Genomic DNA, 25,307 nt, shown 5'->3' with positions numbered 1-25,307 from the left:
TTCAATAACAATAACGGGGTAAGAAGATGGGGCAATTGTCAGAATCACATGCTTTAGGTGGCGGACTGAAATCCCGCCACGTCACCATGCTGTCTATCGCCGGCGTCATTGGCGCCAGTCTGTTTGTCGGTTCCAGCGTCGCGATTGCGCAAGCCGGGCCTGCGGTACTGCTGGCTTACCTGTTTGCCGGGTTGCTGGTCGTTATGATTATGCGAATGCTGGCCGAAATGGCCGTCGCCACGCCGGATACCGGCTCTTTCTCAACTTATGCGGATAAAGCCATCGGCCCCTGGGCGGGCTACACCATCGGCTGGCTGTACTGGTGGTTCTGGGTGCTGGTTATCCCGCTGGAGGCCAATATTGCCGCCATCATCCTGCATTCATGGATACCGGGCGTCCCCATCTGGCTGTTCTCTCTGGCGATCACCATCGCATTAACCGGCAGTAATTTGCTGAGCGTCAAAAATTACGGCGAGTTCGAATTCTGGCTGGCGCTGTGCAAAGTGATTGCCATTCTGGCGTTTATCGCGCTGGGCGCGGCGGCAATTAGCGGCTTTTATCCCTACGCAGACGTGAGCGGCGTTTCACGCCTGTGGGATCACGGCGGCTTTATGCCCAATGGCTTCGGCGCGGTACTGAGCGCGATGCTGATCACCATGTTCTCATTTATGGGCGCAGAGATTGTCACGATTGCCGCCGCCGAGTCCGACACGCCGGATAAGCATATCGTGCGCGCCACCAACTCGGTGATCTGGCGTATTTCAATCTTCTACCTGTGCTCTATTTTCGTGGTGGTCGCGCTCATCCCGTGGAACATGCCGGGACTCAAAGACGTTGGTTCCTACCGTTCGGTACTGGAATTGCTGAATATTCCTTATGCCAAAGCGATCATGGACTGCGTGATTTTATTGTCAGTCACCAGTTGCCTGAATTCCGCGCTGTATACGGCGTCGAGAATGCTCTACTCCCTCAGCCGTCGTGGCGATGCGCCCGCCGTTATGGGCAAACTCAACCGCAGCAGGACGCCGTATGTGGCGGTGCTGTTATCCACGGGGGCGGCATTTCTCACGGTGGTGGTAAATTATTACGCCCCGGCGAAAGTGTTTAAATTCCTGATCGACAGCTCCGGCGCGATCGCCCTGCTCGTCTACCTGGTGATTGCGGTTTCCCAGCTCAGAATGCGGAAAATCCTGCTGGCGGAAGGGAGTGAAATTAAGCTGAAAATGTGGCTCTATCCGTGGCTGACCTGGCTGGTTATCGCTTTTATCTGCTTTGTGCTGGTGGTGATGCTATTCCGACCGGCGCAACAGCTGGAGGTGATTTCTACCGGGCTGTTAGGACTGGGGATCATTTGTACCGTGCCGATTATGTCCCGCTGGAAAAAACTGGTATTGTGGCAAAAAACGCCGTTGCAAAATACGCGTTAGACCTGTGTCCCGGCGCGCGCCGGGATATCAGCCCAATGCTATTCAGGAGTTGTACCATGACCGCCTCTGCCCAACCGACGGCCATAGATGGATACCGATGGCTCAAAAACGATATTATTCGCGGCGTTTATCAGCCCGATGAGAAGCTGCGCATGAGTCTGTTAACATCACGCTATGAGTTAGGCGTGGGGCCGTTGCGGGAGGCGCTTTCTCAACTGGTGGCGGAACGGCTGGTCACGGTGGTGAACCAAAAAGGCTATCGCGTGGCGTCGATGTCGGAGCAGGAACTGCTCGATATTTTCGATGCCCGCGCCAATATGGAAGCCATGCTGGTGCAACTGGCTATTGCGCGTGGCGGCGATGAGTGGGAAGCCGATATTCTCGCCAGGGCGCATATGCTCAACAAACTGGAATCGAGCGATGCCAGCGAACGTATGCTGGATGAGTGGGATCAGCGCCATCAGGCATTTCATACGGCCATTGTTGCCGGTTGCGGCTCACATTATCTGCTGCAAATGCGCGAGCGACTTTTCGATCTGGCGGCACGCTACCGTTTTATCTGGCTGCGCAAAACGGTTCTGTCCGTTGAAATGCTCGAAGATAAACATATTCAGCATCGGGCGCTTATGGAGGCTATTCTGGCGCGCGATGCCGCACGCGCCAGCGAATTAATGCGCCAGCATTTACTGACGCCAATTCCGATTATTCAACAGGCGATGGTCGGTAAACTTCAGCAGGAACAGAGCTGAGTCCGGTTACTCTTCCGGGATACGTAAAACCTGCCCGGGATATATTTTATCCGGGCTTTTCAGCATCGGCTTATTCGCTTCAAAGATTTTGTTGTACAGGTTGGCATTACCGTAAACCTGTTTTGAAATAGCGCTCAACGTGTCGCCTGATTTCACCGTATAAAATTGACTCTCCGCCGCAGGCGCTGACGTTTTAACCTGATCTTCCACACTGCCGATCCCGGAAATATTCCCGATCGCAATGAGGATTTTTTCTTTCGCTTCCTGACTTAAACCGTCGCCCGTTACCGTCGCTTTACCGTCCGTCACCTGCACATTGACTTTATCGGCGTCAGGAATACCGGTTTTGTTTAAGTGTTCCTGCACCTTTTTCGCCAGATCATCTTTATCATGATTTCCGGTTACGGCATCCCAGAGCTTTTCGCCCGCATCTTTCACAAAATTGAAGAGACCCATATTTACCTCGGTTGTACACAATAGACACCCAGAGAGTGTAGCAGAGGGAAGCGGCATGACATATTGCTGGCGCAAACTGTAAGGCGAACAAGACATTCCGCATTTACACCCTTTACGCTGCCAGGAAGCTGATTTACGCTGCTAAATACACCGTATTGTCCACCAGGAGAAACCATGACAACCGGGACGATTTCCCCGCGCGAAGCACAGGCGCTGATAGCACAAGGGGCAACGCTGATTGATATCCGTGACGCCGATGAATACCTGCGCGAACATATTCCCGACGCGCAGCTGGCGCCGCTCTCCACGCTTGAGCACGGCGCTTTTCCGGCGGCGTTACGGGCTGAACGCATCATCTTTCACTGTCAGTCAGGCAGGCGTACCAGCGGCAATGCCGCAACGCTCCAGGCGGTCGCCGCCCCCGCAGAAGTCTGGCTGCTGGAGGGGGGAATCGAAGGCTGGAAAGCTGCGGGCCTGCCCGTGGCGGAAGATAAGTCTCAGCCGCTGCCGCTGATGCGTCAGGTGCAAATTGCCGCCGGAGGACTGGTTTTACTGGGCGTTGCGCTGGGTTACACCGTCAGTAGCGGTTTCTTCCTGATCAGCGGCTTTGTTGGCGCCGGGTTAATGCTAGCGGGATTCACGGGTTTCTGCGGCATGGCGCGACTGCTCGAAAAGATGCCCTGGAACCGGCGAACGCATTAAGCGGTAGCGCCAGAATCGCCGCAGTCCCCGGCGGGCCGGGTGGTTTGTACTGACCAGGTTGATATCAGCCGGATAAGCACCGTCTCATCCGGCAAAATACCGCGAAATTAGATCAGAAAATCATCCAGAGATTTCCCCGCCGCCAGCGCCTGGGCAATCGGCTTAGGCGTACGCCCCTGACCAGTCCATGTTTTCGTCTCACCATCAAAATCGGTAAAACGATATTTCGCCGGGCGCGGCTGACGTTTTTTACCTGAACGCGGCGTTGCCGCCCCCATATTTAATAAATCTTCTGGATTGATGCCGTCGGCTTTCATCATCTCCAGAAAGGTATTAATTTTCTCTTGCTGTTCAGCGCGCAGACGCTGTTGCTCTTCTTCTTCTTCGCGTCTTTCTTTAGTGACAACCCTGAATTTTTCGAGCATTTCTTCAAGAACGTCAATGGAGAATTCGCGGGCCATTGCGCGCAGTGTACGGATATTATTTAAATTCTGTAACATCAAAGTCATAACAATAAAAACCTTTTAACGCAGGGGAAAACAAGTATTACGCCAGAAAGTATATTCGATTATTGATTATATTTCCAGAGAGTGGGATATACAGTAATATCCGGCCTGCACACCGCCGCTTATATTTATTCGCCTTCGCCGTTATATATCAGCCAGAATAACGCACGCCTGCGAAATTAAAAAAGCGGCCCCTCCCCGGCGTACACAGCAGCAGCCGTCGATGCCCTTTCGCTCCCGCCTCGCTTGCGCAAAACGCCGAAAAAAACAATAAAAGTTAAACCATTGATTTGGAAAACATTAGTCACGGCGGACAACGAAAATCCCGAAACGAACAAAAAACAGACACCGGCAGAGTATTTTATCGACAAAAAGGCAATAAATAAAAATTTTACACTAGTTGATAGTTATTATATAGAGATATACGCTATGCATTAGCGAAAGCACTACGCTAAATCACTACAACCACACGTTCAATGGCGATTTTTACCCTTTTACAAGGAGCATTAACATGTTCTCACCGCAGTCACGCTTGCGTCATGCAGTCGCAGACACGTTCGCGATGGTTGTTTATTGTTCTGTCGTGAACATGTTGATCGAGATATTCCTCTCTGGAATGACTTTTGAACAGTCGCTGTCTTCCCGTCTGGTCGCCATTCCGGTCAATATTCTGATCGCGTGGCCCTATGGAATGTATCGTGATGCAATTATGCGCGTCGCGCGTAAGGCGAGCCCGGCGAGTTGGGTGAAGAATCTGGCGGATGTACTGGCTTACGTCACCTTCCAGTCTCCGGTTTATGTCGCAATTTTGTTGACGGTCGGCGCAGACTGGCACCAGATTACAGCGGCAGTCAGTTCGAATATCGTGATATCCATGCTGATGGGCGCGGTTTACGGCTACTTCCTTGATTATTGCCGCCGCCTGTTCAAAGTCAGCAGCTACCACCAGGCCAAAGCCTGAGACCCGCTTTCTTCGCGACTGGCAAGGCCAGTCGCTTCATTAGTTTGAATTTGGTTTTGCTTCGCCAAACAGTCCATGCAAATAGCGCTCAAGCGCAATCCGTGAACTAAAGCCGTGCGGTATGCCGTAATGTTCGTGAATTTCTCCGCCTAAATAAAGCGGGAACTGATGATAATGATCGCAGGTTTTAATTTCCGAAGCGGGTTCAGCCAGTGAAGAACTGCGTTCTTTTAGCGTCGGATGAATCACTAATGCGGTACGCCCCATACGCGCTTCACGATTAACGTACACATAATTTTCGCCACGTCGATAACCGTATGCTTTCTGTGTTACCACATCTACGGTAAAACCCACTTTTTCAAGTACGCGCGCCACCTCATCGGGTCGTAAATACATATTTTATCCTCGTTATCCTTTACTGCGGGCTTACCTTACCCGATCCAGCATTAGCAACGCTTTCAGAAAAATCCATAAACTCGCGAATATACCGTGACGCGCCTCAGAAGATAAAAAATATGGACTACACTGAAGTTCACATCGAAATCAATGGAGGATCATATGTTTAACCGACCGAGCCGAAAAGACGCCGATGAAAATGTTCAGGATATTCAGAACGATGTCAGTCAATTAGCCGATACCCTTGAAGACGTGCTGAAATCATGGGGAAGTGATGCCAAAGATGAAGCGGAAACCGCGCGGCGCAAAGCGCAGGCATTGCTGAAAGAAACCCGTGCCCGTATGCATGGCCGCACGCGAGTAGAACAGGCGGCGCGTGATGCCGTAGGATGCGCGGATACCTTTGTGCGAGAAAAACCCTGGTGCAGCATGGGGACAGCCGCCGCTGTCGGCATTGTTGTCGGGGCGCTGTTAAGTTTACGCCGTTAACGGGGAATCTTGCCGGATGCGACGCAGAGCGTCTTATCCGGCCGACGGCGTGTCGGTTATGGCTTCCCGAAGCTGACGTGCGACCTGTTTTGCCATTTCCGCTGAAGTGATGTTGGTAAACGACAGCAGCAGTCCTCCCCTTCCTTCTGACTGAAGCCGCCAGCGGCTCAATGCCTGCACCGCTAATCCGGCCTGATTGGCTTTCGCCGTCAGCAACCGGTCATCAGCATCCACCGCAACAACCAGCTGAATGCCGCCTTCCTGCGGGACAACGGCGAATCCCTGCTCACGCAGCGCTTCTTCCATCCAAAGCCGTCGCCTGGCGTAATGCTGGCGCATCTTTTTCAAATGCCGCCAGAAATGACCATCGCGGATAAAATCCGCCAGCGTCTGCTGCCACAGCACCGGCACGCTACAGGCCATCAGCCCCGCCAGTTGACGAAAACGCGCCACCTGATTAAGCGGAACCACCAGCCATGCGGTACGCAGCGCCGGAAACAGCGACTTGCTGAACGTTCCGGCATAGATCACCCGCTGCGGCGCATCGAGGCTTTTCAGCGGCGGAAGCGGCTTGCCGTGGTAACGAAATTCACTGTCATAATCATCTTCGATAATCCATGCCTGCGCGCTCGCCGCCCATTCAAGTAACTGGCGGCGACGGGTTAAAGAGAGCGCCACGCCGAGCGGGCTTTGGTGGGCCGGCGTTAACAACACAAAACGCGCCTGCGGGTAATCGTGAATGCCTGCCGCCACATTCAGTCCATGATCATCGACCGGAACCGGCATCAGCCCGATATTTTCCTGGGCAATCACCGGGCGAATAAGGGGAAACCCGGGATCTTCAACCCACATGCCTTCTCCTGGTTTCGCCAGCGCGCGCAGGATAAGGGTCATTGAGGACGCATAGCCGGAAGTGATAAACACCTGTTCCGGCAGGCATTCAATACTGCGCGACACCCGCAGATAATCGACAATGGCCTCGCGCAAAACCGCTTCGCCGCAGACGTCGCCCAACGCGAGATCAAAACGGGTCTGCGTACGCAGGCGACGCCCCATCACCCGCGCCCAAATCTCACGCGGGAAAAGATCCAGCGCAGGCAATCCCATTTGAAATGGATCGGGCGTCTGGCTTTCTCCGGCGAAAACGGCAGGCGTAGCGACCGTTTTTTCTGGACGTACATGCCCGCTGACAAACGTACCGGCCTGCCCGCGCCGCTCCAGCCAGCCTTGCGCCACCAGCTCGCCGTACGCGTTTTCAACCGTCGAGCGTGAAACGCCTAACTCTTGCGACCATGTCCGGCTGGACGGCAAACGCGCCCCGGCCTTGAGTTCGCCTTGCTCAATGGCGTTTTTTAACTGACGGGCGATTTGCTGGTAGCGTGGCACAGGTGAACGATCCTTTATGGTCTGCTTTTTTCATAAAAATATGGCTCTCTTTAGCAGTCCATTATAGTGCTACATTGCTGACGTCTAAACGAGGAGAAGTATGATGACGACATTACGTCAGCCCTATTATGAACTTAGCCCTGAAGTCTATAGTGCGCTGGGCCAGGCCAAAAAAGCGTTGGAAAACAGCGCGCTGGACACCACGCTGATGGAACTGATTTATCTGCGTATCTCACAGATCAACGGTTGCGCATTTTGTCTGGAGATGCACAGCAAAGCCCTGCGTAAATCCGGCGTGGCGCAAAGCAAACTGGATGCACTGGCCGGGTGGCGGGTAAGCCATCACTTCAACGAACAGGAGCGTGCGGCGCTGGCCTGGGCGGAATCCGTCACGGATATCGCAAGAACGCATGCCGAAGATGACGCGTATCTGCCGCTACTCGAAAGTTTCAGCGCCCGTGAAATCAGCGATCTGACTTTTGCTATCAGTCTGATGAACTGCTTCAACCGTCTGGCTGTTGGGATGCGGATGTAAACCCGCTATTGCCGGATGGCGGCGTAAACGCCTTATCCGGCCTACACCGTAGGCCCGATTAGCGTAAGCACCATCGGGCGACGTTTAACCATACCCCCCCATTCCCGCTGAGCTAATCAGCAGAAGCAAATTAATCGATATTTCCCATATCTTGTGTGGTTGAAACTTTATTCATCTACATCTAGTATTCCCTCTATCAAGACACACACAACCCGACGCATATCATCGCGCCGTTCTCTCATTTTAAATGGAAATACGAATCATGCGCATTACTATTTACACTCGTAACGACTGTGTTCAGTGCCACGCCACCAAACGGGCGATGGAAAGCCGTGGATTTGACTTTGAGATGGTGAACGTCGATCTGGTTCCCGACGCGGCAGACACCCTGCGGGAAAAAGGTTTTCGCCAGCTGCCGGTGGTCATCGCGGGCGATACCAGTTGGTCAGGCTTCCGCCCGGATATGATCAACCGTCTGCATCCTGATGCGCGCGTGGCCAGCGCATGAGCCAACTCGTCTACTTTTCCAGCAGCTCCGAAAATACGCACCGCTTTATGCAGCGTCTGGGGCTGCCCGCTATTCGCATTCCGCTTAATGAACGCGAGCGAATCAGGGTAGACGAACCTTACATTCTGGTCGTCCCCTCTTACGGCGGCGGCGGTACGGCAGGCGCGGTTCCACGACAGGTGATCCGCTTTTTAAATGATGAACATAACCGGGCGTTAATTCGCGGCGTGATCGCCTCCGGCAACCGTAACTTTGGCGAGGCTTACGGTCGCGCTGGCGAGGTCATTTCACAAAAATGCGGCGTCCCCTGGCTGTACCGCTTTGAACTGATGGGAACGCAAAGCGACATCGACAACGTCCGAAAAGGAGTGAGCGAATTTTGGCAACGACAACCGCAGAACGTGTGAAGCAAGAAACGATGGATTATCACGCGCTGAATGCCATGCTGAATCTGTACGATAAAGCAGGCCATATTCAGTTCGACAAGGATCGGCAGGCGGTGGAGGTGTTCTTTGCCACCCATGTCCGCCCCAATTCCGTCTCCTTTGCCAGCCAGGACGAGCGCCTGGAGTATCTGCTTCGCGAAGGCTATTACGACGAAAGCGTTTTAACCCGCTACGATCGCGCTTTCGTGGTGAAGCTGTTTGCTCACGCCCACGCCAGCGGTTTTCGCTTCCAGACGTTCCTTGGCGCGTGGAAATATTACACCAGCTATACGCTGAAAACGTTCGACGGCAAACGCTACCTTGAAGACTTTGAAGACCGGGTGACAATGGTGGCGCTGACGCTGGCGCAGGGCAATGAAGCGCTGGCGATGCAGCTTACCGATGAAATCCTCTCCGGGCGCTTTCAGCCGGCCACGCCGACCTTCTTAAACTGCGGCAAACAACAGCGCGGCGAGCTGGTCTCCTGCTTCCTGTTACGCATTGAAGACAATATGGAGTCCATTGGTCGGGCGGTTAACTCGGCGCTACAGCTTTCCAAGCGCGGCGGCGGCGTGGCATTTTTGCTCTCGAATCTTCGTGAAGCGGGCGCGCCGATCAAGCGTATTGAGAACCAGTCCTCAGGCGTGATCCCGGTAATGAAGATGCTGGAAGACGCCTTTTCTTACGCTAATCAGTTAGGGGCGCGTCAGGGGGCGGGCGCCGTGTATCTGCATGCGCACCACCCGGATATCCTGCGTTTTCTCGACACGAAACGCGAAAACGCCGATGAAAAAATCCGTATTAAAACGCTGTCGCTGGGCGTGGTGATCCCGGACGTAACGTTCCGTCTGGCGAAAGAAAACGCGCAGATGGCGCTGTTCTCGCCTTACGATGTCGAACGCATTTACGGCAAACCGTTCGGAGATATCGCCATTAGCGAACGGTACGATGAGCTGCTCGCCGACGAACGCGTACGCAAGCAGTACATCAACGCGCGCGAATTTTTCCAGCGGCTCGCGGAAATCCAGTTTGAGTCAGGCTATCCCTACATCATGTATGAGGATACGGTAAACCGCGCAAACCCGATTGCCGGTCGCATCAACATGAGCAACCTGTGCTCGGAGATTTTGCAGGTCAACAGCGCCTCCACCTATGATGAAAATCTGGATTATGCGCAGGTCGGGCATGATATCTCCTGCAACCTCGGTTCGCTGAACATCGCCCATACGATGGACTCCCCGAATTTTGGCCGCACGGTGGAAACGGCGATTCGCGGCCTGACGGCGGTGTCGGATATGAGCCATATCCGCAGCGTACCGTCAATTGAAGCCGGAAACGCCGCGTCACACGCGATTGGCCTGGGGCAGATGAACCTGCACGGTTATCTGGCGCGAGAAGGCATTGCCTACGGCAGCCCGGAGGCGCTGGATTTCACCAACCTCTATTTCTACACCGTGACCTGGCACGCGCTGAATACCTCAATGATGATGGCGCGTGAACGCGGTAAAACCTTCGCCGGATTCAAACAATCGCGCTATGCCAGCGGCGAGTATTTCGAACAATATTTGCAGGGCGACTGGCAGCCGAAAACCGACACGGTTCGTGCGCTCTTTGCCCGTAGCGGCATTATGCTTCCGGGCCGCGAAATGTGGGCGCGGCTGCGGGATGAGGTGATGCGCTACGGTATCTATAACCAGAATTTACAGGCGGTGCCGCCGACCGGTTCCATTTCCTATATCAACCACGCGACGTCAAGCATTCACCCGATCGTGTCGAAGATAGAGATCCGCAAAGAAGGAAAAACCGGGCGCGTTTACTACCCGGCCCCGTTTATGACCAATGAGAACCTGGACATGTACCAGGACGCCTATGAAATCGGCCCGGAAAAAATCATTGATACCTATGCCGAAGCCACACGCCACGTTGATCAGGGACTGTCGCTGACGCTGTTCTTCCCGGATACCGCGACAACCCGCGATATCAACAAAGCCCAGATTTACGCGTGGCGAAAAGGGATCAAAACGCTGTATTACATCCGTCTGCGTCAGCTGGCGCTGGAAGGTACTGAAATAGAAGGCTGCGTATCATGCGCGCTATAAGGAGAGCAGGATGAAACTATCACGCGTGAGCGCCATCAACTGGAACAAGATTCAGGATGATAAAGACCTGGAAGTGTGGAACCGCCTGACCAGCAACTTCTGGCTGCCGGAAAAGGTGCCGCTTTCCAATGATATCCCCGCCTGGCAGACGCTAAGCGCCGCCGAGCAGCAGCTTACCATCCGCGTGTTTACCGGATTAACGCTGCTCGACACCATTCAGAATATCGCCGGGGCCCCCGCGTTGATGCAGGACGCGCTGACGCCGCATGAAGAGGCGGTGCTGTCAAACATCAGCTTTATGGAAGCGGTACATGCCCGCTCGTACAGCTCGATTTTCTCTACGCTTTGCCAGACGAAAGACGTAGACGCGGCCTATGCCTGGAGTGAGGAAAATGCGCCGCTGCAACGCAAGGCGCAGATTATCCTGCAACATTACACCGCCGACAATCCGCTGAAAAAGAAAATCGCCAGCGTATTCCTGGAATCTTTCCTGTTCTATTCCGGCTTCTGGCTGCCAATGTATTTTTCCAGCCGGGGCAAGCTGACCAACACCGCCGACCTGATTCGTCTGATTATTCGTGACGAAGCGGTACATGGGTATTACATCGGCTATAAATACCAAAAAGGGCTGGAGAAACTGTCGGAATCCGAACGCGACGAATTGAAGCATTTCGCCCTTGATTTGCTGATGGAGCTGTATGACAACGAGTCTCGCTATACGGAAGAACTGTATGCCGAAACCGGTTGGGTGGCAGACGTTAACGCCTTTCTCTGTTACAACGCCAATAAAGCGTTGATGAACCTGGGCTACGAAGCGTTATTCCCCGCAGAAATGGCGGAGGTCAATCCTGCCATACTTGCTGCGCTGTCACCGAATGCGGATGAAAACCATGATTTCTTCTCCGGTTCAGGCTCCTCCTATGTGATGGGAAAAGCCATCGAAACCGAAGACGAAGACTGGAATTTTTGACGGCGATTATCGCGGTAAATATCGATCACACTTCCGCGATAATATTTTAACGGGATCACGTTTTTATCACACAATTATTTCTGTGTGATCTACACTCAATATCTGCCACATTATTCGCCTGAATTTCAGCAATTCAGGCGCGTTTTCGGTGGTCGTTACAAAAAATATCGCTCTCCCCCCACTCCCGCTCAGCCCTTATATCATGGGAAATCCCGGCAAATGGCCTCCGGCAATATTTGTGCCTGAGGAAAATTCAGGGTTGTCTCAGATTCTCAGTATGTTAGGGTAGAAAAAGGTGACTATTTCTATCAGGTATCGTATCGACATAATAAATAACAGGAATCTTTCTATTGCATGGCAATTAAATTAGAAGTTAAGAATCTCTATAAGATATTTGGTGAGCATCCGCAGCGAGCTTTCAAATATATTGAAAAAGGACTTTCGAAAGAGCAAATTCTGGATAAAACAGGGCTATCGCTTGGCGTTAAAGACGCCAGTCTGGCCATTGAAGAAGGCGAGATTTTTGTCATCATGGGATTATCCGGTTCGGGTAAATCCACAATGGTACGCCTTCTCAATCGCCTGATTGAACCCACCCGCGGGCAAGTGCTGATCGACGGCGTTGATATTGCAAAAATATCTGACGCCGAGCTTCGCGAGGTGCGCAGAAAGAAAATTGCGATGGTTTTCCAGTCATTTGCATTAATGCCGCACATGACCGTACTGGATAATACGGCATTCGGCATGGAATTAGCCGGCGTTGCCGCTGAAGAGCGCCGTGAAAAAGCGCTGGATGCCTTACGCCAGGTGGGGCTGGAGAATTATGCGCACGGCTACCCGGATGAACTCTCCGGCGGTATGCGCCAGCGTGTCGGTCTGGCCCGCGCATTAGCGATCAACCCTGACATTCTGTTAATGGATGAGGCCTTCTCGGCGCTCGATCCCTTAATTCGTACCGAGATGCAGGATGAGCTGGTAAAACTACAGGCAAAACATCAGCGTACCGTCGTTTTTATTTCCCACGATCTCGATGAAGCGATGCGTATTGGCGATCGTATTGCCATTATGCAAAACGGCGAAGTCGTTCAGGTGGGAACGCCAGATGAAATTCTGAATAACCCGGCGAATGATTATGTCCGCACCTTCTTCCGTGGGGTCGATATTAGCCAGGTGTTCAGCGCCAAAGATATTGCCCGCCGCAGCCCGGTGGGATTAATTCGTAAAACGCCAGGTTTTGGTCCGCGTTCCGCACTGAAATTATTGCAGGATGAAGACCGTGAATTTGGTTATGTGATTGAACGCGGTAATAAGTTTGTCGGCATTGTTTCCATCGACTCATTAAAAGCGGCATTAAGCCAGGCGCAAGGTATTGAAGCAGCGCTTATTGACGAGTCACTGGCGGTGGATGCGCAAACACCTCTTAGCGAGTTGCTCTCTCATGTTGGCCAGGCGCCTTGTGCGGTGCCGGTTGTCGACGAGGAACAACAGTATGTCGGCATTATTTCAAAACGCATGCTGCTACAGGCTTTAGATCGCGAGGGGGCAAACAATGGCTGAACAAACTAATCCGTGGGATACCGCGCCAGCGGCGGATAGCGCCGCGCAATCCGCCGACGCCTGGGGAACGCCTTCGGGCGCGCCTGCCGATGGCGGCGGCGCAGACTGGCTGACCAGCGCGCCTGCGCCTGCGCCAGAACATTTTAATATTATGGACCCGTTCCATAAGACGCTGATCCCGCTGGACAGCTGGGTCACTGAAGGGATCGACTGGGTCGTTACGCATTTCCGCCCCGTTTTCCAGGGCATCCGTGTACCGGTGGATTACATTCTCAATGGCTTCCAGCAGCTGTTGCTGGGTATGCCAGCTCCGGTGGCGATTATCATTTTCGCACTGATCGCCTGGCAGATCTCCGGCCTGGGGATGGGGGCCGCCACGCTGGTGTCCCTGATTGCCATCGGCGCGATTGGCGCCTGGTCACAGGCGATGATTACCCTGGCGCTGGTGCTGACCGCCCTGCTGTTCTGCGTGGTCATCGGTTTGCCACTGGGGATATGGCTGGCGCGCAGTCCGCGTGCGGCGAAAATTGTCCGCCCGCTGCTGGATGCGATGCAAACAACGCCTGCGTTCGTCTATCTGGTGCCGATCGTGATGCTGTTCGGTATCGGTAACGTGCCGGGGGTGGTAGTGACCATTATCTTTGCCCTGCCGCCGATTGTGCGTCTGACCATTCTGGGGATTAACCAGGTTCCGGCGGATTTGATCGAAGCCTCACGCTCATTTGGCGCCAGTCCGCGTCAGATGCTGTTTAAAGTACAGCTACCGCTGGCCATGCCCACCATTATGGCGGGTGTTAACCAGACGCTCATGCTTGCCCTCTCCATGGTAGTGATCGCCTCTATGATTGCCGTCGGCGGGCTTGGTCAGATGGTGCTGCGTGGCATTGGCCGCCTCGACATGGGGCTGGCGACCGTCGGCGGGGTCGGTATTGTGATCCTCGCTATCATTCTGGACCGCCTGACCCAGGCCGTTGGTCGCGACTCGCGCAGCCGTGGCAACCGCCGCTGGTATACCACCGGTCCCGTTGGGCTTATCACTCGCCCTTTCGTTAAGTAATTCACCCGTTGCCCGGTGGCGCATTGCTTACCGGGTCTACAATTCATTAGCTTACACAAAATCGTTCAAGTTGCATCGCGGCGGCAAACGAATGTATCCCCAGGAGCGTACACGCAGTACGTGACCGGGGTGCATGAGTGCAGCTAACAAAGAGGCAGCTTGGAAGATGAAGTGTAATAAGGAACAACGATGCGACATAACATTCTATTTGCCACAGCGTTTGCCACCCTTGTCTCTACCAGCGCATTCGCTGCCGACCTGCCGGGCAAAGGCGTTACCGTACAGCCGGTGCAGAGCACCATCACCGAAGAAACCTTCCAGACGCTGCTGGTCAGCCGCGCGCTGGAGAAACTGGGTTATACCGTTAATAAGCCAAGCGAAGTTGATTACAACGTCGGTTACACCTCCATTGCCTCTGGCGATGCAACTTTTACCGCCGTGAACTGGCAGCCGCTGCATGATGATATGTACGCCGCTGCGGGCGGAGACAAAAAGTTCTATCGCGAGGGGGTATTCGTGACGGGCGCCGCGCAGGGTTATCTGATCGACAAGAAAACCGCTGAGCAGTACAAGATCACTAACCTCGCCCAGTTGAAAGACCCGAAAATCGCCAAAATCTTTGACACCAACGGCGACGGCAAAGCTGACATGATGGGTTGTTCGCCAGGCTGGGGTTGTGAAGCGGTGATTAACCACCAGAACAAAGCGTTCGATCTGGAAAAAACCGTCGACGTCAGCCACGGTAACTATGCCGCGATGATGGCCGACACCATCACCCGCTTCAAAGAAGGCAAGCCGATTCTGTACTACACCTGGACGCCGTACTGGGTGAGCGACGTGATGAAGCCGGGTAAAGATGTTGTCTGGTTGCAGGTGCCGTTCTCTTCCCTGCCGGGCGAGCAGAAAGACATTGATACTAAACTGCCGAACGGCGCGAACTATGGCTTCCCGGTGAACACCATGCACATTGTCGCCAACAAAGCCTGGGCAGAGAAAAACCCGGCGGCGGCGAAGCTGTTCGCCATCATGAAGGTACCGCTGGCGGATATCAACGCGCAGAACGCGATGATGCATGAAGGCAAATCGTCCGAGGCCGATGTTCAGGGTCACGTTGACGGCTGGATCAAAGCCCACCAGCAGCAGTTTGACGGCTGGGTAAAAGAAGCGCTGGCCGCGCAGAAATAACCCACTCGTCGGCCTTAAAGCTGCGCGCCATCAGGCGCAGTAACCACACCAATGCCGGATGGTGGCGCGATGCGCCTTATCCGGCCTATACGCCCTACCTCAACCGCACAATCCATCACTCAACAAACCACTCACATTCATAAACATCCGCTATGATTGATACCCCAGGAAATCATATCTGACTCAAAATAATGACCAAATCCACTCACGGGCTTAGCCCGGCGCTGATTGTTTTAATGTCCGTGGCAACCGGCCTGGCCGTCGCCAGTAACTATTACGCCCAGCCGCTGCTCGATACTATCGCAAACAATTTCTCGCTTTCCGCCAGCTCGGCGGGCTTTATCGTTACCGCCGCTCAGTTGGGCTATGCCGCCGGATTGCTCTTTCTGGTGCCGCTGGGCGATATGTTCGAGCGCCGGACGCTCATCGTCTCCATGACGCTGCTGGCCGCAGGCGGCATGCTGATAACCGCCTGCAGTCAGTCGCTCGGTATGATGATTCTCGGCACGGCGCTCACCGGGCTGTTCTCCGTCGTGGCGCAAATCCTGGTGCCGCTGGCTGCGACGCTCGCCACGCCGGATAAGCGCGGCAAAGTGGTCGGCACCATCATGAGCGGCCTGCTGCTGGGGATTTTACTGGCGCGTACCGTTGCCGGATTGCTGGCGAATCTTGGCGGCTGGCGCACCGTCTTCTGGGTCGCTTCTGTGCTGATGGCGCTGATGGCCGTCGCGCTGTGGCGCGGTTTACCAAAGGTGAAATCAGAAACGCATCTTAACTATCCGCAGCTATTGGGTTCCGTGTTCAGCCTGTTTATCCACGACGGCCTCCTGCGCACCCGCGCGTTGTTAGGCTGCCTGACGTTCGCCAACTTCAGCATTCTCTGGACATCAATGGCCTTTTTACTGGCCGCGCCGCCGTTTAACTATTCCGAAGGGATGATTGGGCTGTTTGGTCTGGCGGGAGCCGCTGGCGCGCTGGGCGCACGTCCAGCGGGCGGTTTTGCCGATAAAGGGAAGTCTCATCTCACCACGACTTTCGGCCTGCTGTTGCTGTTGCTCTCCTGGCTGGCTATCTGGTACGGACACAGCTCCGTGCTGGCGCTGATTATTGGCATCCTGGTGCTGGATCTCACCGTGCAGGGCGTACACATCACCAATCAGACGGTGATTTACCGCGTCCACCCGGATGCGCGTAACCGGCTCACCGCCGGGTATATGACCAGCTACTTTATCGGCGGCGCCGCCGGTTCGTTGATTTCGGCATCGGCCTGGCAGCATGCCGGCTGGGCCGGCGTTTGTCTGGCCGGTACCACCGTCGCCGCGCTCAATCTGCTGGTCTGGTGGCGAGGTTTTCACCGACAAGAAGCCGCAAATTAAGCAGATGGCAAGCGTTTACCTTTGATTGAGCTCCCCAGGGTGTTAAGGCGTCCCCCACTCTGTTAAGGTTATATGATTCATTTATGCTGGTTATTTTAACATCGGTGACGAATCAGATAATCTTATGGAAAGCCCTGCACCCCAGTCTGAGCCCCGTCCGGCAACATTAACGGAAGGATTCAAAGACAGTTTACCGATAGTCATAAGTTATATTCCGGTGGCGTTTGCGTTTGGCCTTAACGCCACCCGTCTGGGCTTTACTCCCCTCGAAAGCGTTTTTTTCTCCTGCATTATTTACGCAGGCGCCAGCCAGTTCGTCATCACCACCATGCTCGCGGCGGGCAGCACATTATGGGTCGCCGCGCTGACCGTGATGGCGATGGACGTGCGCCATGTGCTGTACGGCCCTTCCCTGCGTAGTCGCATCAGTCAACGGCTCAGTAAACCTAAAACCGCCCTGTGGGCATTTGGTCTCACCGATGAAGTGTTTGCTGCCGCCACGGCCAAACTGGTGCGGGATAACCGCCGCTGGAGTGAAAACTGGATGATCGGCATCGCGTTCTGCTCCTGGGCCTCCTGGGTGCTCGGCACGGTCATTGGCGCATTTTCCGGGAGCGGATTGCTGAAAGGCTTCCCCGCCGTTGAGGCGGCATTAGGTTTTATGCTGCCAGCCCTGTTTATGAGCTTTTTGCTCGCCTCTTTTCAACGTAAACAAACGCTGTGCGTCACGGCGGCGTTAATCGGCGCGCTGGCAGGCGTCACGCTGTTTTCCATTCCTGCGGCTATCCTGGCGGGTATCGCCAGCGGGTGTCTGACCGCCTTGATCCAGTCGTTCTGGCAAGGAGCGCCCGATGAGTTATGAGGTTTTGCTGCTGGGGCTGCTGGTTGGCTGCGCCAATTATTGTTTTCGTTATTTACCGCTTCGTCTGCGAATGGGAAACACCCGTCCCGCCAGGCGCGGCGCAACGGGCGTGTTGCTCGACACCATTGGCATCGCATCCATCTGCGCCCTGCTGGTGGTGTCTACGGCTCCCGAAGTGATGCACGACGCCAGCCGGTTCATTCCGACGCTGGTCGGGTTTGCCGTCCTGGGCGTCAGTTTCTACAAGACGCGCAGCATCATCATCCCAACGCTACTGAGCGCTCTGGGCTATGGACTCGCCTGGAAGATAGGGGTCATTTTATAACCCAAAAGAATCATTTTAAATTAATAATACATTTACTTTATTTGTCACTGTCGTTACTATATCGGCTGAAATTAATGAGGTCATGCCCAAATGGATAGTTCGTTTACGCCCATTGAACAAATGCTAAAATTTCGCGCCAGCCGCCACGAAGAGTTTCCTTACCAGGAGATCCTTCTGACCCGCCTTTGCATGCATATGCAAGGCAAACTGCTGGAAAACCGCAATAAGATGCTGAAAGCTCAAGGGATTAACGAGACGTTGTTTATGGCGTTGATTACGCTGGAGTCTCAGGAAAACCACAGTATTCAGCCATCTGAACTGAGTTGCGCGCTGGGTTCGTCCCGTACCAACGCAACACGTATCGCAGATGAGTTAGAGAAACGCGGCTGGATCGAACGTCGTGAAAGCGATAACGACCGTCGCTGCCTGCATCTGCAACTGACTGAGAAAGGTCACGCGTTTTTGCGCGAGGTGTTACCGCCTCAGCATCACTGCCTGCACCAGCTATGGTCCTCTCTCAGCACCGCCGAAAAAGATCAACTTGAGCACATCACTCGTAAGCTCCTGACGCGTCTCGATCAGATGGATCAGGATGGCGCCGTTCTTGAGGCGCTACGCTAACGCGTCGACACGCTCAATCATCCAGATTTATAAAAGAAAAAACTGACAGGCCAGCACGTCATACTGCTGGCCTTTCTGACAAAAACGTCGGCCCAGCCGATATGAAAAATAAGATCGTGGAGAACAACATGAGCGCAAATGCGGAGACTCAAACCCCGCAGCAACCGGTTAAGAAGAATGGCAAACGTAAAAGCGCGCTAATCCTTTTAACCTTGCTCTTTATCGCAATTGCCGTGGCATATGGGATTTATTGGTTTTTAGTACTGCGTCATATCGAAGAGACGGATGATGCGTACGTGGCAGGGAACCAGGTTCAAATCATGGCGCAGGTATCAGGCAGCGTGACGAAAGTCTGGGCTGATAACACTGACTTTGTAAAACAGGGCGACGTGCTGGTCACGCTCGACCAGACGGATGCCAGACAGGCATTCGAAAAAGCGAAAACGGCGCTGGCCTCCAGCGTTCGCCAGACGCACCAGTTGATGATCAATAGCAAGCAGCTCCAGGCCAGCATTGAAGTGCAGAAAACCGCACTGGCACAGGCGCAAAGCGACTTTAATCGTCGCGTGCCGCTGGGCAATGCGAACCTGATTGGTCGCGAAGAGCTGCAACACGCGCGTGATGCCGTCGCCAGCGCGCAGGCGCAGCTGGATGTGGCAATTCAACAATATAACGCAAACCAGGCGATGATCCTCGGCAGCAAGCTGGAAGATCAGCCTGCCGTGCAACAGGCGGCCACGGAAGTGCGCAACGCCTGGCTGGCGCTGGAACGTACCAAAATCGTCAGCCCGATGACCGGCTACGTCTCCCGCCGAGCCGTACAGCCTGGCGCGCAGATTAGCCCGACCACGCCGCTGATGGCGGTCGTGCCTGCCACCAACCTGTGGGTGGACGCGAACTTCAAAGAGACGCAGCTCGCCCATATGCGTATCGGCCAACCGGCAACGGTCATCAGCGATATTTACGGCGATGACGTGAAATACACCGGTAAGGTTGTCGGCCTGGATATGGGGACAGGCAGCGCCTTCTCCCTGCTTCCGGCGCAAAACGCGACCGGCAACTGGATCAAGGTCGTGCAGCGCTTGCCTGTACGTATTGAACTGGATGCGCAGCAACTGGCGCAGCATCCGCTGCGTATCGGCTTATCAACCCTCGTCACCGTGGATACGTCGAATCGCGACGGACAGGTGCTGGCAAGCCAGGTTCGTAGTACCCCGGTTTCTGAGAGTAACGCACGAGAAATTAATCTCGCTCCGGTCAATAAGCTGATCGAAGAGATTGTGCAGGCCAACGCGGGATAATCCTGAGGTGCGTGTAATGCAACAGCAAAAACCGCTGGAAGGCGCGCAGCTGGTCATTATGACGATTGCGCTGTCGCTGGCGACATTCATGCAGGTGCTGGACTCCACCATTGCTAACGTGGCGATCCCCACCATCGCCGGGAACCTTGGCTCATCGTTGAGCCAGGGGACATGGGTTATCACCTCATTCGGGGTGGCGAACGCGATCTCCATCCCGATTACCGGCTGGCTGGCGAAACGCGTCGGGGAAGTGAAGCTGTTCATGTGGTCAACCGTCGCCTTTGCCATTGCGTCATGGGCGTGCGGGGTCTCCAACAGTCTGAACATGCTGATCTTCTTCCGCGTGGTTCAGGGTGTCGTCGCAGGGCCGTTAATCCCGCTCTCACAGAGCCTGTTGCTGAATAACTATCCTCCCGCAAAACGTTCTATCGCGCTGGCGCTATGGTCGATGACGGTGATTGTCGCGCCGATCTGCGGCCCGATACTGGGCGGCTACATCAGCGATAACTATCACTGGGGCTGGATTTTCTTCATCAACGTGCCGATTGGGGTTGCGGTCGTGCTGATGACGCTGCAAACCCTGCGCGGTCGCGAGACCCGCACCGAGCAGCGACGTATCGACGCTATCGGCCTGGCGCTGCTGGTGATTGGTATCGGCAGTCTACAGATCATGCTTGACCGCGGGAAAGAGCTGGACTGGTTCGCCTCGCAAGAGATTATCATCCTGACCGTGGTCGCCGTCATTGCCATCAGTTTCCTGATTGTCTGGGAGCTGACCGACGATAACCCAATCGTTGACCTCTCTTTGTTCAAGTCGCGTAACTTCACGATTGGCTGTTTGTGTATCAGTCTCGCCTATATGCTCTATTTCGGCGCGATTGTGTTGTTACCGCAGCTGTTGCAGGAGGTATACGGCTATACCGCGACGTGGGCCGGCCTGGCCTCAGCGCCGGTCGGGGTAATCCCGGTGATCCTGTCGCCGATTATCGGACGTTTCGCCCACAAGCTGGATATGCGCAGGCTGGTCACGTTCAGCTTTATCATGTATGCCGTCTGCTTTTACTGGCGTGCGTGGACGTTTGAGCCGGGTATGGATTTCGGCGCATCGGCCTGGCCGCAGTTTATTCAGGGCTTCGCCGTAGCCTGCTTCTTTATGCCGCTCACCACCATCACGCTCTCCGGCTTGCCGCCTGAGCGTCTGGCGGCGGCGTCGAGTCTGTCTAACTTTACGCGAACGCTGGCGGGGTCAATTGGCACATCAATCACTACCACCATGTGGACCAACCGTGAAGCGATGCACCATTCGCAATTGACCGAGTCGGTGAATCCGTACAACCCCAATGCCCAGGCGATGTACGATCAGCTACAGGGGCTGGGGATGACGCAGCAGCAGGCGTCAGGCTGGATCGCCCAGCAGATTACCAATCAGGGGCTGATTATTTCCGCCAATGAGATCTTCTGGATGTCGGCCGGGATCTTCCTCGTGCTGCTTGGGCTGGTCTGGTTCGCCAAACCACCTTTCGGCGCGGGCGGCGGCGGTGGAGGCGCGCATTAATAAAAAAGCCAGTTCATCATGAACTGGCTTTTTTTTTGCCGGATGGCGGCTACGCCTTATCCGGCCTACAGAACGCGCACATTGTAGGCCCGGTAAGCATCGCGCCACCGGGCATAACGCCGGATGGCGGCTGCGCCTTATCCGGCCTACAGAACGCGCACGTTGTAGGCCCGGTAAGCATCGCGCCACCGGGCATAACGCCGGATGGCGGCTTCGCCTTATCCGGCCTACAGAACATACACGTTGTATGCCCGGTAAGCATCGCGCCACCGGGCATAATGCCGGATGGCGGCGGCGCCTTATCCGGCCTACAGAACACACGTTGTAGGCCCGGTAAGCATCGCGCCACCGGGTATTGCATTCGACTAGATATGCAGTTCCTGCAATTTATCTTTCGGCAGGGCCAGCTCTTCGTTGCTGTTGATGCGAACGTCGTGTTCCAGAATATGACGTGCAATATCCTGCGCTTCGCTCAGAGAGTGCATCTGATACGTACCGCACTGATAAACGTTCAGCTCCGGGATCTGATTCTGCTCCTTCACTTTCAGCACGTCAGCCATCGCGGCTTTCCAGGCGTCTGCCACACGTTGTTCGTCAGGCGTACCGATCAGGCTCATGTAGAAACCGGTACGGCAGCCCATCGGGGAGATATCGATAATCTCAACACCGTTGCCGTTCAGATGATTACGCATAAAACCAGCGAACAGGTGCTCCAGCGTGTGGATACCCTTCTCAGGCATCACTTCTTTATTCGGGATGCAGAAACGCAGGTCAAACACGGTAATGGTATCGCCATGCGGGGTGTTCATCGTTTTCGCGACCCGGACTGCTGGTGCTTCCATCCGGGTATGATCGACTGTGAAGCTATCTAACAACGGCATTTAGCCACCTCCGATAATATTTTTTAAAATAAACTGAACTCTTCGTTCCGGGGCGAGTCTGAGTATGTGAAAGACGCGCATTTGTTATCATCATCCCTGTTTTCAGAGATGAAATTTTGGCCACTCACGAGTGGCCTTTTTCTTTTCTGTCAGGTTTTCTGTCAGGCGTGCTTTTCCAGCCACGCATCAAACGGTTCAGTATCCGCCGCTTCAATCTCAAGCTGACGACGCGTTGACGCCTCACGCTCAGCAATGAAGTCCTCTTCACGCAAAATTTCCAGCGGTTCTTCGCGCAGCAGATTGCGATAAGCCTCGCCCAGCGCTTTGCCGGTGCCGCCAATCCCGGTATCAATCATCGAGCGCAGAATACGCGCTGAGAACGTCAGTTCCGGGTTGTCGAAACAGGCAACCAGTTCATCACATACCTTCTGATAATCCTCTCCCCCGTGGATGCTGTCCAGCGTTTGCGCCACACGTTTCAGGTCGCGGAACAGATCTTTACCCACTTTCGGCAGCGGGAACTGCGCGGTTTCACAGCCAATCCCTAACGTCAGCCCCGGTTTACGCCCTTCCAGAATCACCCGATTCCAGTTCGTGCGCGTACACAGCAGCTCGTCGCTGCTCATTTCCGGCGCATCGGCCAGTACGCACCAGACCATAAACAGATCCAGGAAACGCACCTGCTGCTCGTCCACGCCAATAGGCGAGAACGGGTTAATATCCAGCGAACGCACTTCGATATATTCAATCCCGCCGCGCAGAAGCGCATCTGACGGCGTTTCTCCGCTACGCGTCACGCGTTTAGGGCGGATCGGCGCATACAGCTCGTTCTCAATCTGTAGCACGTTGCTGTTGATTTGCAGGCGTTTACCGTCCTTCTCCAGACCGATCTCCGCATACTCCGTGGACGGCGTTTTGATCGCGCGCTTCAATCCTGCCACATATTCATGCAGATCGTTAAACGTAATTCCAAGATTGCTTTGCGACTTATTGGTATAACCCAGGTCGCTCAAACGCAGCGACGTAGCATACGGCAGGTAGTACATACCGCAGTCCGTTTTTTCAAACGGCAGCGTGGTGGGTTTGCCCTGCAAGAATGAGGAACAAATAGCCGGAGAGGCGCCAAACAGATACGGAATGACCCACCCAAAACGGTAATAGTTACGGATCAGGCGGAAATAACCTGCGGAAATTTTCTCTTTCGCATCTTCCCCGTCCACGACGCCACACTTCGCCTGCCAGAATGCCATCGGCAGCGAAAAATTGTAGTGTACGCCGGAGATAGTTTGCATCAACGCGCCGTAACGGTTTTTCAACCCTTCCCGATAAAGCGTTTTCAAACGACCAATATTTGACGTACCGTACTGCGCCAGCTCAATATCCTGCCCTTCAGCAATATAGCAAGGCATACTCAGCGGCCACATTCGCTCATCACCCAAATTTCTGGCCGTATAGCGATGCAGGTCACGCATCAATGTGAGCATATGCTGAATATCGCCGTCTACCGGGGTAATAAACTCCAGCAGGGCTTCAGCAAAATCTGTCGTGACCCATTTGTGCGTCAGCGCCGAGCCTAACGCGTCAGGATGACCCGTGGTTGCCAGCGTGCCATCAGCGTTAACACGCAGCGTTTCGCGCTCCAGCCCGCGTTGAATCCCCTTTAGTGCCTGAGGATGCCTTTCCAGCCAGGTCAGAGCCTGTGATACGTCCGGGATCAAATTGACCTCCCGCCTGTCAAAATCGTTTTAATTAGCATAATTGTAATGGTGACGGTAAATGTCTATCCCACAATTAGTGCCACCACATAATGCCCTGAACCGTAGCGGCTGCGACGATAACGTAACGCAACGCTTTACCAAGGCATAAAAAAAAGAGCACTGGCCCCCACGAGATGCGCATCCATCCCGCTAATAGGCACAGCAAATCACCGATAACCGGCGCCCAGCTTAATAATAGTGTGACTGCACCGTAGCGCTTAAGCCAGCCAGTGGCTTTTTCCTGCCAGCGCGATGTTTTGCGCAACGGAAAAAAACGCCCAAGGATAACGTTAGTTAACCCTCCAAGGCTATTACCCATTGTTGCTGTTAAGACTAAGACCCAGGGATGACTTACCCCGGAGACTAACATGGCAACTAAAACAACTTCGGAATTACCGGGCAACAGCGTGGCGCTGAGAAAACTGCTGGCAAACAGTGACAGGAGCGACAGCCCGTCACTCACAATAGTCGAACGTCCACGGCATCCATTCCCGCCGCGCGTGCTGCCTGCAAGCCGAAATCCGCATCCTCAAACACGACGCATTGCGTCGGCACAACGCCCATACGCTCCGCACACAGCAGGAACGTGTCCGGCGCGGGTTTGTGGTGCAGAACATGATCCGCAGCGACAACTGCATCAAAATAACGACGCAGCCCCAGATGGGTCAATAGCGCTTCGGCAATTGCGCTTTCGCTGCCCGTTCCCACCGACAGAGGTCGACGGCCATACCAGGCTTTGACCACCTCAACCAGCGGCAGAGGCTCTACGCTATCCAGCAACATGCTTTTCACTGCATCAGTTTTTTCTTGCGCCAGCACATGAGGGTCAAGATCGGCGTGATTCAGTTCGATAATCGACTGCGCGATACGCCAGGTTGGAGAACCGTTAAGCGCCACCATCGCTTGCAGATCAAAGCGAAGACCATAGCGCCCTAATACCTCGTCCCACGCCTTACGGTGCGTCGGCTCGGTATCCAGGATGGTGCCATCCATATCAAAAATCAAACCCGCATAACGTTCGTACATCGTGTTCTCACAAACCAAATGACCAGATGTTACTTTATCGTAATTGACTGATTTTGTCGCTGACAGAGAAATGAGGATTGTTCAGGGTAGAGAGGTAATGGAGGTATTCAGGAGAAGATGGTGCATCCGGGAGGATTACTCGGCTGCGCCTCGCCCTACGGGCCGTTGCTGAAGCAACGTTATCCTCCCTGGTGC

The 25,307-nt window shown here is 54.3% G+C and carries 27 protein-coding genes and 1 other RNA gene; 19 read left to right on the top strand and 9 right to left on the bottom strand.

Annotated features, from left to right (window positions below):
* The first annotated feature begins 26 nt into the window (after positions 1-26).
* The gene (gabP, locus tag OGX81_RS12270) at positions 27-1,427 is read left to right on the top strand and encodes a GABA permease (RefSeq protein WP_024130878.1); all 1,401 of its coding nucleotides are present in this window, start codon (positions 27-29) and stop codon (positions 1,425-1,427) included.
* 56 nt (positions 1,428-1,483) lie between these two features.
* The gene (csiR, locus tag OGX81_RS12265) at positions 1,484-2,176 is read left to right on the top strand and encodes a DNA-binding transcriptional regulator CsiR (protein WP_104868285.1); all 693 of its coding nucleotides are present in this window, start codon (positions 1,484-1,486) and stop codon (positions 2,174-2,176) included.
* Between the two features lie 6 nt (positions 2,177-2,182).
* On the opposite strand, the gene lysM is transcribed toward csiR, so the two are convergent.
* Positions 2,183-2,632 carry a peptidoglycan-binding protein LysM gene (lysM, locus tag OGX81_RS12260; RefSeq protein WP_012134776.1) on the bottom strand — a complete coding sequence of 150 codons (450 nt, stop codon included), beginning with the start codon at positions 2,630-2,632 and terminating at the stop codon, positions 2,183-2,185.
* Positions 2,633-2,806: 174 nt separating this feature from the next.
* On the opposite strand from lysM, the gene OGX81_RS12255 reads away from it, so the two are divergent.
* Entirely contained in the window at positions 2,807-3,334 is a 528-nt protein-coding gene (locus OGX81_RS12255) for a rhodanese family protein (RefSeq protein ID WP_047461756.1), read from the top strand.
* Positions 3,335-3,441: 107 nt separating this feature from the next.
* Here OGX81_RS12255 and stpA read toward each other — a convergent pair whose 3' ends face one another.
* Positions 3,442-3,843 (bottom strand): DNA-binding protein StpA, encoded by a 402-nt coding sequence (gene stpA / locus OGX81_RS12250; RefSeq protein ID WP_012134778.1) that lies wholly within the window; start codon positions 3,841-3,843, stop codon positions 3,442-3,444.
* Between the two features lie 508 nt (positions 3,844-4,351).
* Here stpA and alaE point away from each other — a divergent pair.
* On the top strand, positions 4,352-4,801 hold the full coding sequence (alaE, locus tag OGX81_RS12245; protein ID WP_024130879.1) for an L-alanine exporter AlaE: 450 nt from the start codon (positions 4,352-4,354) through the stop codon (positions 4,799-4,801).
* A gap of 39 nt (positions 4,802-4,840) precedes the next feature.
* Here alaE and OGX81_RS12240 read toward each other — a convergent pair whose 3' ends face one another.
* Positions 4,841-5,197 (bottom strand): DUF2002 family protein, encoded by a 357-nt coding sequence (locus OGX81_RS12240; protein ID WP_012134782.1) that lies wholly within the window; start codon positions 5,195-5,197, stop codon positions 4,841-4,843.
* 162 nt (positions 5,198-5,359) lie between these two features.
* Between OGX81_RS12240 and OGX81_RS12235 the strand changes: the two genes are divergently transcribed.
* Complete coding sequence (locus OGX81_RS12235; protein ID WP_024130880.1) at positions 5,360-5,686, top strand: ElaB/YgaM/YqjD family protein; 327 nt, start codon at positions 5,360-5,362, stop codon at positions 5,684-5,686.
* Between the two features lie 33 nt (positions 5,687-5,719).
* On the opposite strand, the gene pdxR is transcribed toward OGX81_RS12235, so the two are convergent.
* Complete coding sequence (pdxR, locus tag OGX81_RS12230; RefSeq protein ID WP_104868283.1) at positions 5,720-7,072, bottom strand: MocR-like pyridoxine biosynthesis transcription factor PdxR; 1,353 nt, start codon at positions 7,070-7,072, stop codon at positions 5,720-5,722.
* Positions 7,073-7,175: 103 nt separating this feature from the next.
* Between pdxR and OGX81_RS12225 the strand changes: the two genes are divergently transcribed.
* From OGX81_RS12225 to emrB, 14 genes are all read left to right on the top strand, one after another.
* Positions 7,176-7,607 (top strand): carboxymuconolactone decarboxylase family protein, encoded by a 432-nt coding sequence (locus OGX81_RS12225; RefSeq protein ID WP_104868282.1) that lies wholly within the window; start codon positions 7,176-7,178, stop codon positions 7,605-7,607.
* 262 nt (positions 7,608-7,869) lie between these two features.
* Entirely contained in the window at positions 7,870-8,115 is a 246-nt protein-coding gene (nrdH, locus tag OGX81_RS12220) for a glutaredoxin-like protein NrdH (RefSeq protein ID WP_024130882.1), read from the top strand.
* The gene (gene nrdI, locus OGX81_RS12215; protein WP_012134787.1) at positions 8,112-8,522 is read left to right on the top strand and encodes a class Ib ribonucleoside-diphosphate reductase assembly flavoprotein NrdI; all 411 of its coding nucleotides are present in this window, start codon (positions 8,112-8,114) and stop codon (positions 8,520-8,522) included. The genes nrdH and nrdI overlap by 4 nt, the downstream gene beginning before the upstream one ends.
* A complete protein-coding gene (nrdE, locus tag OGX81_RS12210; RefSeq protein ID WP_104868281.1) occupies positions 8,495-10,639 on the top strand; it encodes a class 1b ribonucleoside-diphosphate reductase subunit alpha in 2,145 nt (714 codons plus the stop codon). The genes nrdI and nrdE overlap by 28 nt, the downstream gene beginning before the upstream one ends.
* 10 nt (positions 10,640-10,649) lie before the next feature.
* Positions 10,650-11,609 (top strand): class 1b ribonucleoside-diphosphate reductase subunit beta, encoded by a 960-nt coding sequence (gene nrdF / locus OGX81_RS12205; protein WP_012134789.1) that lies wholly within the window; start codon positions 10,650-10,652, stop codon positions 11,607-11,609.
* Between the two features lie 354 nt (positions 11,610-11,963).
* A complete protein-coding gene (gene proV, locus OGX81_RS12200; RefSeq protein WP_012134791.1) occupies positions 11,964-13,166 on the top strand; it encodes a glycine betaine/L-proline ABC transporter ATP-binding protein ProV in 1,203 nt (400 codons plus the stop codon).
* A complete protein-coding gene (proW, locus tag OGX81_RS12195) occupies positions 13,159-14,223 on the top strand; it encodes a glycine betaine/L-proline ABC transporter permease ProW (RefSeq protein ID WP_047461746.1) in 1,065 nt (354 codons plus the stop codon). Before proV ends, proW begins: the two co-directional genes overlap by 8 nt.
* A gap of 189 nt (positions 14,224-14,412) precedes the next feature.
* Positions 14,413-15,408: a glycine betaine/L-proline ABC transporter substrate-binding protein ProX gene (gene proX / locus OGX81_RS12190; protein ID WP_012134793.1), complete on the top strand. Its 996-nt coding sequence runs from the start codon at positions 14,413-14,415 to the stop codon at positions 15,406-15,408.
* A 191-nt stretch (positions 15,409-15,599) separates the two neighbouring features.
* Positions 15,600-16,784 carry an MFS transporter gene (locus OGX81_RS12185; protein ID WP_104868280.1) on the top strand — a complete coding sequence of 395 codons (1,185 nt, stop codon included), beginning with the start codon at positions 15,600-15,602 and terminating at the stop codon, positions 16,782-16,784.
* A 124-nt stretch (positions 16,785-16,908) separates the two neighbouring features.
* Positions 16,909-17,646 carry an AzlC family ABC transporter permease gene (locus tag OGX81_RS12180; RefSeq protein ID WP_012134795.1) on the top strand — a complete coding sequence of 246 codons (738 nt, stop codon included), beginning with the start codon at positions 16,909-16,911 and terminating at the stop codon, positions 17,644-17,646.
* Complete coding sequence (gene ygaH / locus OGX81_RS12175; protein WP_047461737.1) at positions 17,636-17,971, top strand: L-valine transporter subunit YgaH; 336 nt, start codon at positions 17,636-17,638, stop codon at positions 17,969-17,971. The genes OGX81_RS12180 and ygaH overlap by 11 nt, the downstream gene beginning before the upstream one ends.
* Before the next feature lie 90 nt (positions 17,972-18,061).
* The gene (gene mprA / locus OGX81_RS12170) at positions 18,062-18,592 is read left to right on the top strand and encodes a transcriptional repressor MprA (protein WP_012134797.1); all 531 of its coding nucleotides are present in this window, start codon (positions 18,062-18,064) and stop codon (positions 18,590-18,592) included.
* Between the two features lie 128 nt (positions 18,593-18,720).
* Positions 18,721-19,893 (top strand): multidrug efflux MFS transporter periplasmic adaptor subunit EmrA, encoded by a 1,173-nt coding sequence (gene emrA, locus OGX81_RS12165; protein ID WP_024130884.1) that lies wholly within the window; start codon positions 18,721-18,723, stop codon positions 19,891-19,893.
* A gap of 16 nt (positions 19,894-19,909) precedes the next feature.
* Positions 19,910-21,448, top strand: a complete 1,539-nt coding sequence (gene emrB, locus OGX81_RS12160; RefSeq protein WP_012134799.1) for a multidrug efflux MFS transporter permease subunit EmrB — start codon at positions 19,910-19,912, stop codon at positions 21,446-21,448.
* A 365-nt stretch (positions 21,449-21,813) separates the two neighbouring features.
* On the opposite strand, the gene luxS is transcribed toward emrB, so the two are convergent.
* From luxS to OGX81_RS12135, 5 genes are all read right to left on the bottom strand, one after another.
* Entirely contained in the window at positions 21,814-22,329 is a 516-nt protein-coding gene (gene luxS / locus OGX81_RS12155) for an S-ribosylhomocysteine lyase (protein ID WP_012134800.1), read from the bottom strand.
* 161 nt (positions 22,330-22,490) lie between these two features.
* A complete protein-coding gene (gene gshA, locus OGX81_RS12150; protein ID WP_104868278.1) occupies positions 22,491-24,047 on the bottom strand; it encodes a glutamate--cysteine ligase in 1,557 nt (518 codons plus the stop codon).
* A 73-nt stretch (positions 24,048-24,120) separates the two neighbouring features.
* The gene (locus OGX81_RS12145; RefSeq protein ID WP_012134802.1) at positions 24,121-24,549 is read right to left on the bottom strand and encodes a YqaA family protein; all 429 of its coding nucleotides are present in this window, start codon (positions 24,547-24,549) and stop codon (positions 24,121-24,123) included.
* Positions 24,546-25,112: a fructose-1-phosphate/6-phosphogluconate phosphatase gene (yqaB, locus tag OGX81_RS12140; protein ID WP_047461727.1), complete on the bottom strand. Its 567-nt coding sequence runs from the start codon at positions 25,110-25,112 to the stop codon at positions 24,546-24,548. Before yqaB ends, OGX81_RS12145 begins: the two co-directional genes overlap by 4 nt.
* A 118-nt stretch (positions 25,113-25,230) precedes the next feature.
* Positions 25,231-25,307, bottom strand: a non-coding RNA gene (locus OGX81_RS12135) — RtT sRNA; the annotation flags it as partial.

This window comes from Citrobacter sp. CK206 (genome assembly GCF_030333125.1).
Classification (GTDB): domain Bacteria; phylum Pseudomonadota; class Gammaproteobacteria; order Enterobacterales; family Enterobacteriaceae; genus Citrobacter_B; species Citrobacter_B koseri.
Note: the sequence above shows the minus strand (reverse complement) of the source record. Positions and strands in the feature narration are given on the sequence as shown.

Coding starts and splice junctions, on each gene's coding strand:
- proW (WP_047461746.1), top strand. CDS start 13,159: ATGGCTGAACAAACTAATCCGTGGGATACCGCGCCAGCGGCGGATAGC.
- nrdF (WP_012134789.1), top strand. CDS start 10,650: ATGAAACTATCACGCGTGAGCGCCATCAACTGGAACAAGATTCAGGAT.
- emrA (WP_024130884.1), top strand. CDS start 18,721: ATGAGCGCAAATGCGGAGACTCAAACCCCGCAGCAACCGGTTAAGAAG.
- luxS (WP_012134800.1), bottom strand. CDS start 22,329: ATGCCGTTGTTAGATAGCTTCACAGTCGATCATACCCGGATGGAAGCA.
- alaE (WP_024130879.1), top strand. CDS start 4,352: ATGTTCTCACCGCAGTCACGCTTGCGTCATGCAGTCGCAGACACGTTC.
- OGX81_RS12255 (WP_047461756.1), top strand. CDS start 2,807: ATGACAACCGGGACGATTTCCCCGCGCGAAGCACAGGCGCTGATAGCA.
- yqaB (WP_047461727.1), bottom strand. CDS start 25,112: ATGTACGAACGTTATGCGGGTTTGATTTTTGATATGGATGGCACCATC.
- mprA (WP_012134797.1), top strand. CDS start 18,062: ATGGATAGTTCGTTTACGCCCATTGAACAAATGCTAAAATTTCGCGCC.
- nrdI (WP_012134787.1), top strand. CDS start 8,112: ATGAGCCAACTCGTCTACTTTTCCAGCAGCTCCGAAAATACGCACCGC.
- OGX81_RS12235 (WP_024130880.1), top strand. CDS start 5,360: ATGTTTAACCGACCGAGCCGAAAAGACGCCGATGAAAATGTTCAGGAT.
- OGX81_RS12225 (WP_104868282.1), top strand. CDS start 7,176: ATGACGACATTACGTCAGCCCTATTATGAACTTAGCCCTGAAGTCTAT.
- csiR (WP_104868285.1), top strand. CDS start 1,484: ATGACCGCCTCTGCCCAACCGACGGCCATAGATGGATACCGATGGCTC.
- emrB (WP_012134799.1), top strand. CDS start 19,910: ATGCAACAGCAAAAACCGCTGGAAGGCGCGCAGCTGGTCATTATGACG.
- stpA (WP_012134778.1), bottom strand. CDS start 3,843: ATGACTTTGATGTTACAGAATTTAAATAATATCCGTACACTGCGCGCA.
- proX (WP_012134793.1), top strand. CDS start 14,413: ATGCGACATAACATTCTATTTGCCACAGCGTTTGCCACCCTTGTCTCT.
- OGX81_RS12185 (WP_104868280.1), top strand. CDS start 15,600: ATGACCAAATCCACTCACGGGCTTAGCCCGGCGCTGATTGTTTTAATG.
- proV (WP_012134791.1), top strand. CDS start 11,964: ATGGCAATTAAATTAGAAGTTAAGAATCTCTATAAGATATTTGGTGAG.
- OGX81_RS12180 (WP_012134795.1), top strand. CDS start 16,909: ATGGAAAGCCCTGCACCCCAGTCTGAGCCCCGTCCGGCAACATTAACG.
- OGX81_RS12240 (WP_012134782.1), bottom strand. CDS start 5,197: ATGTATTTACGACCCGATGAGGTGGCGCGCGTACTTGAAAAAGTGGGT.
- ygaH (WP_047461737.1), top strand. CDS start 17,636: ATGAGTTATGAGGTTTTGCTGCTGGGGCTGCTGGTTGGCTGCGCCAAT.
- gabP (WP_024130878.1), top strand. CDS start 27: ATGGGGCAATTGTCAGAATCACATGCTTTAGGTGGCGGACTGAAATCC.
- lysM (WP_012134776.1), bottom strand. CDS start 2,632: ATGGGTCTCTTCAATTTTGTGAAAGATGCGGGCGAAAAGCTCTGGGAT.
- nrdH (WP_024130882.1), top strand. CDS start 7,870: ATGCGCATTACTATTTACACTCGTAACGACTGTGTTCAGTGCCACGCC.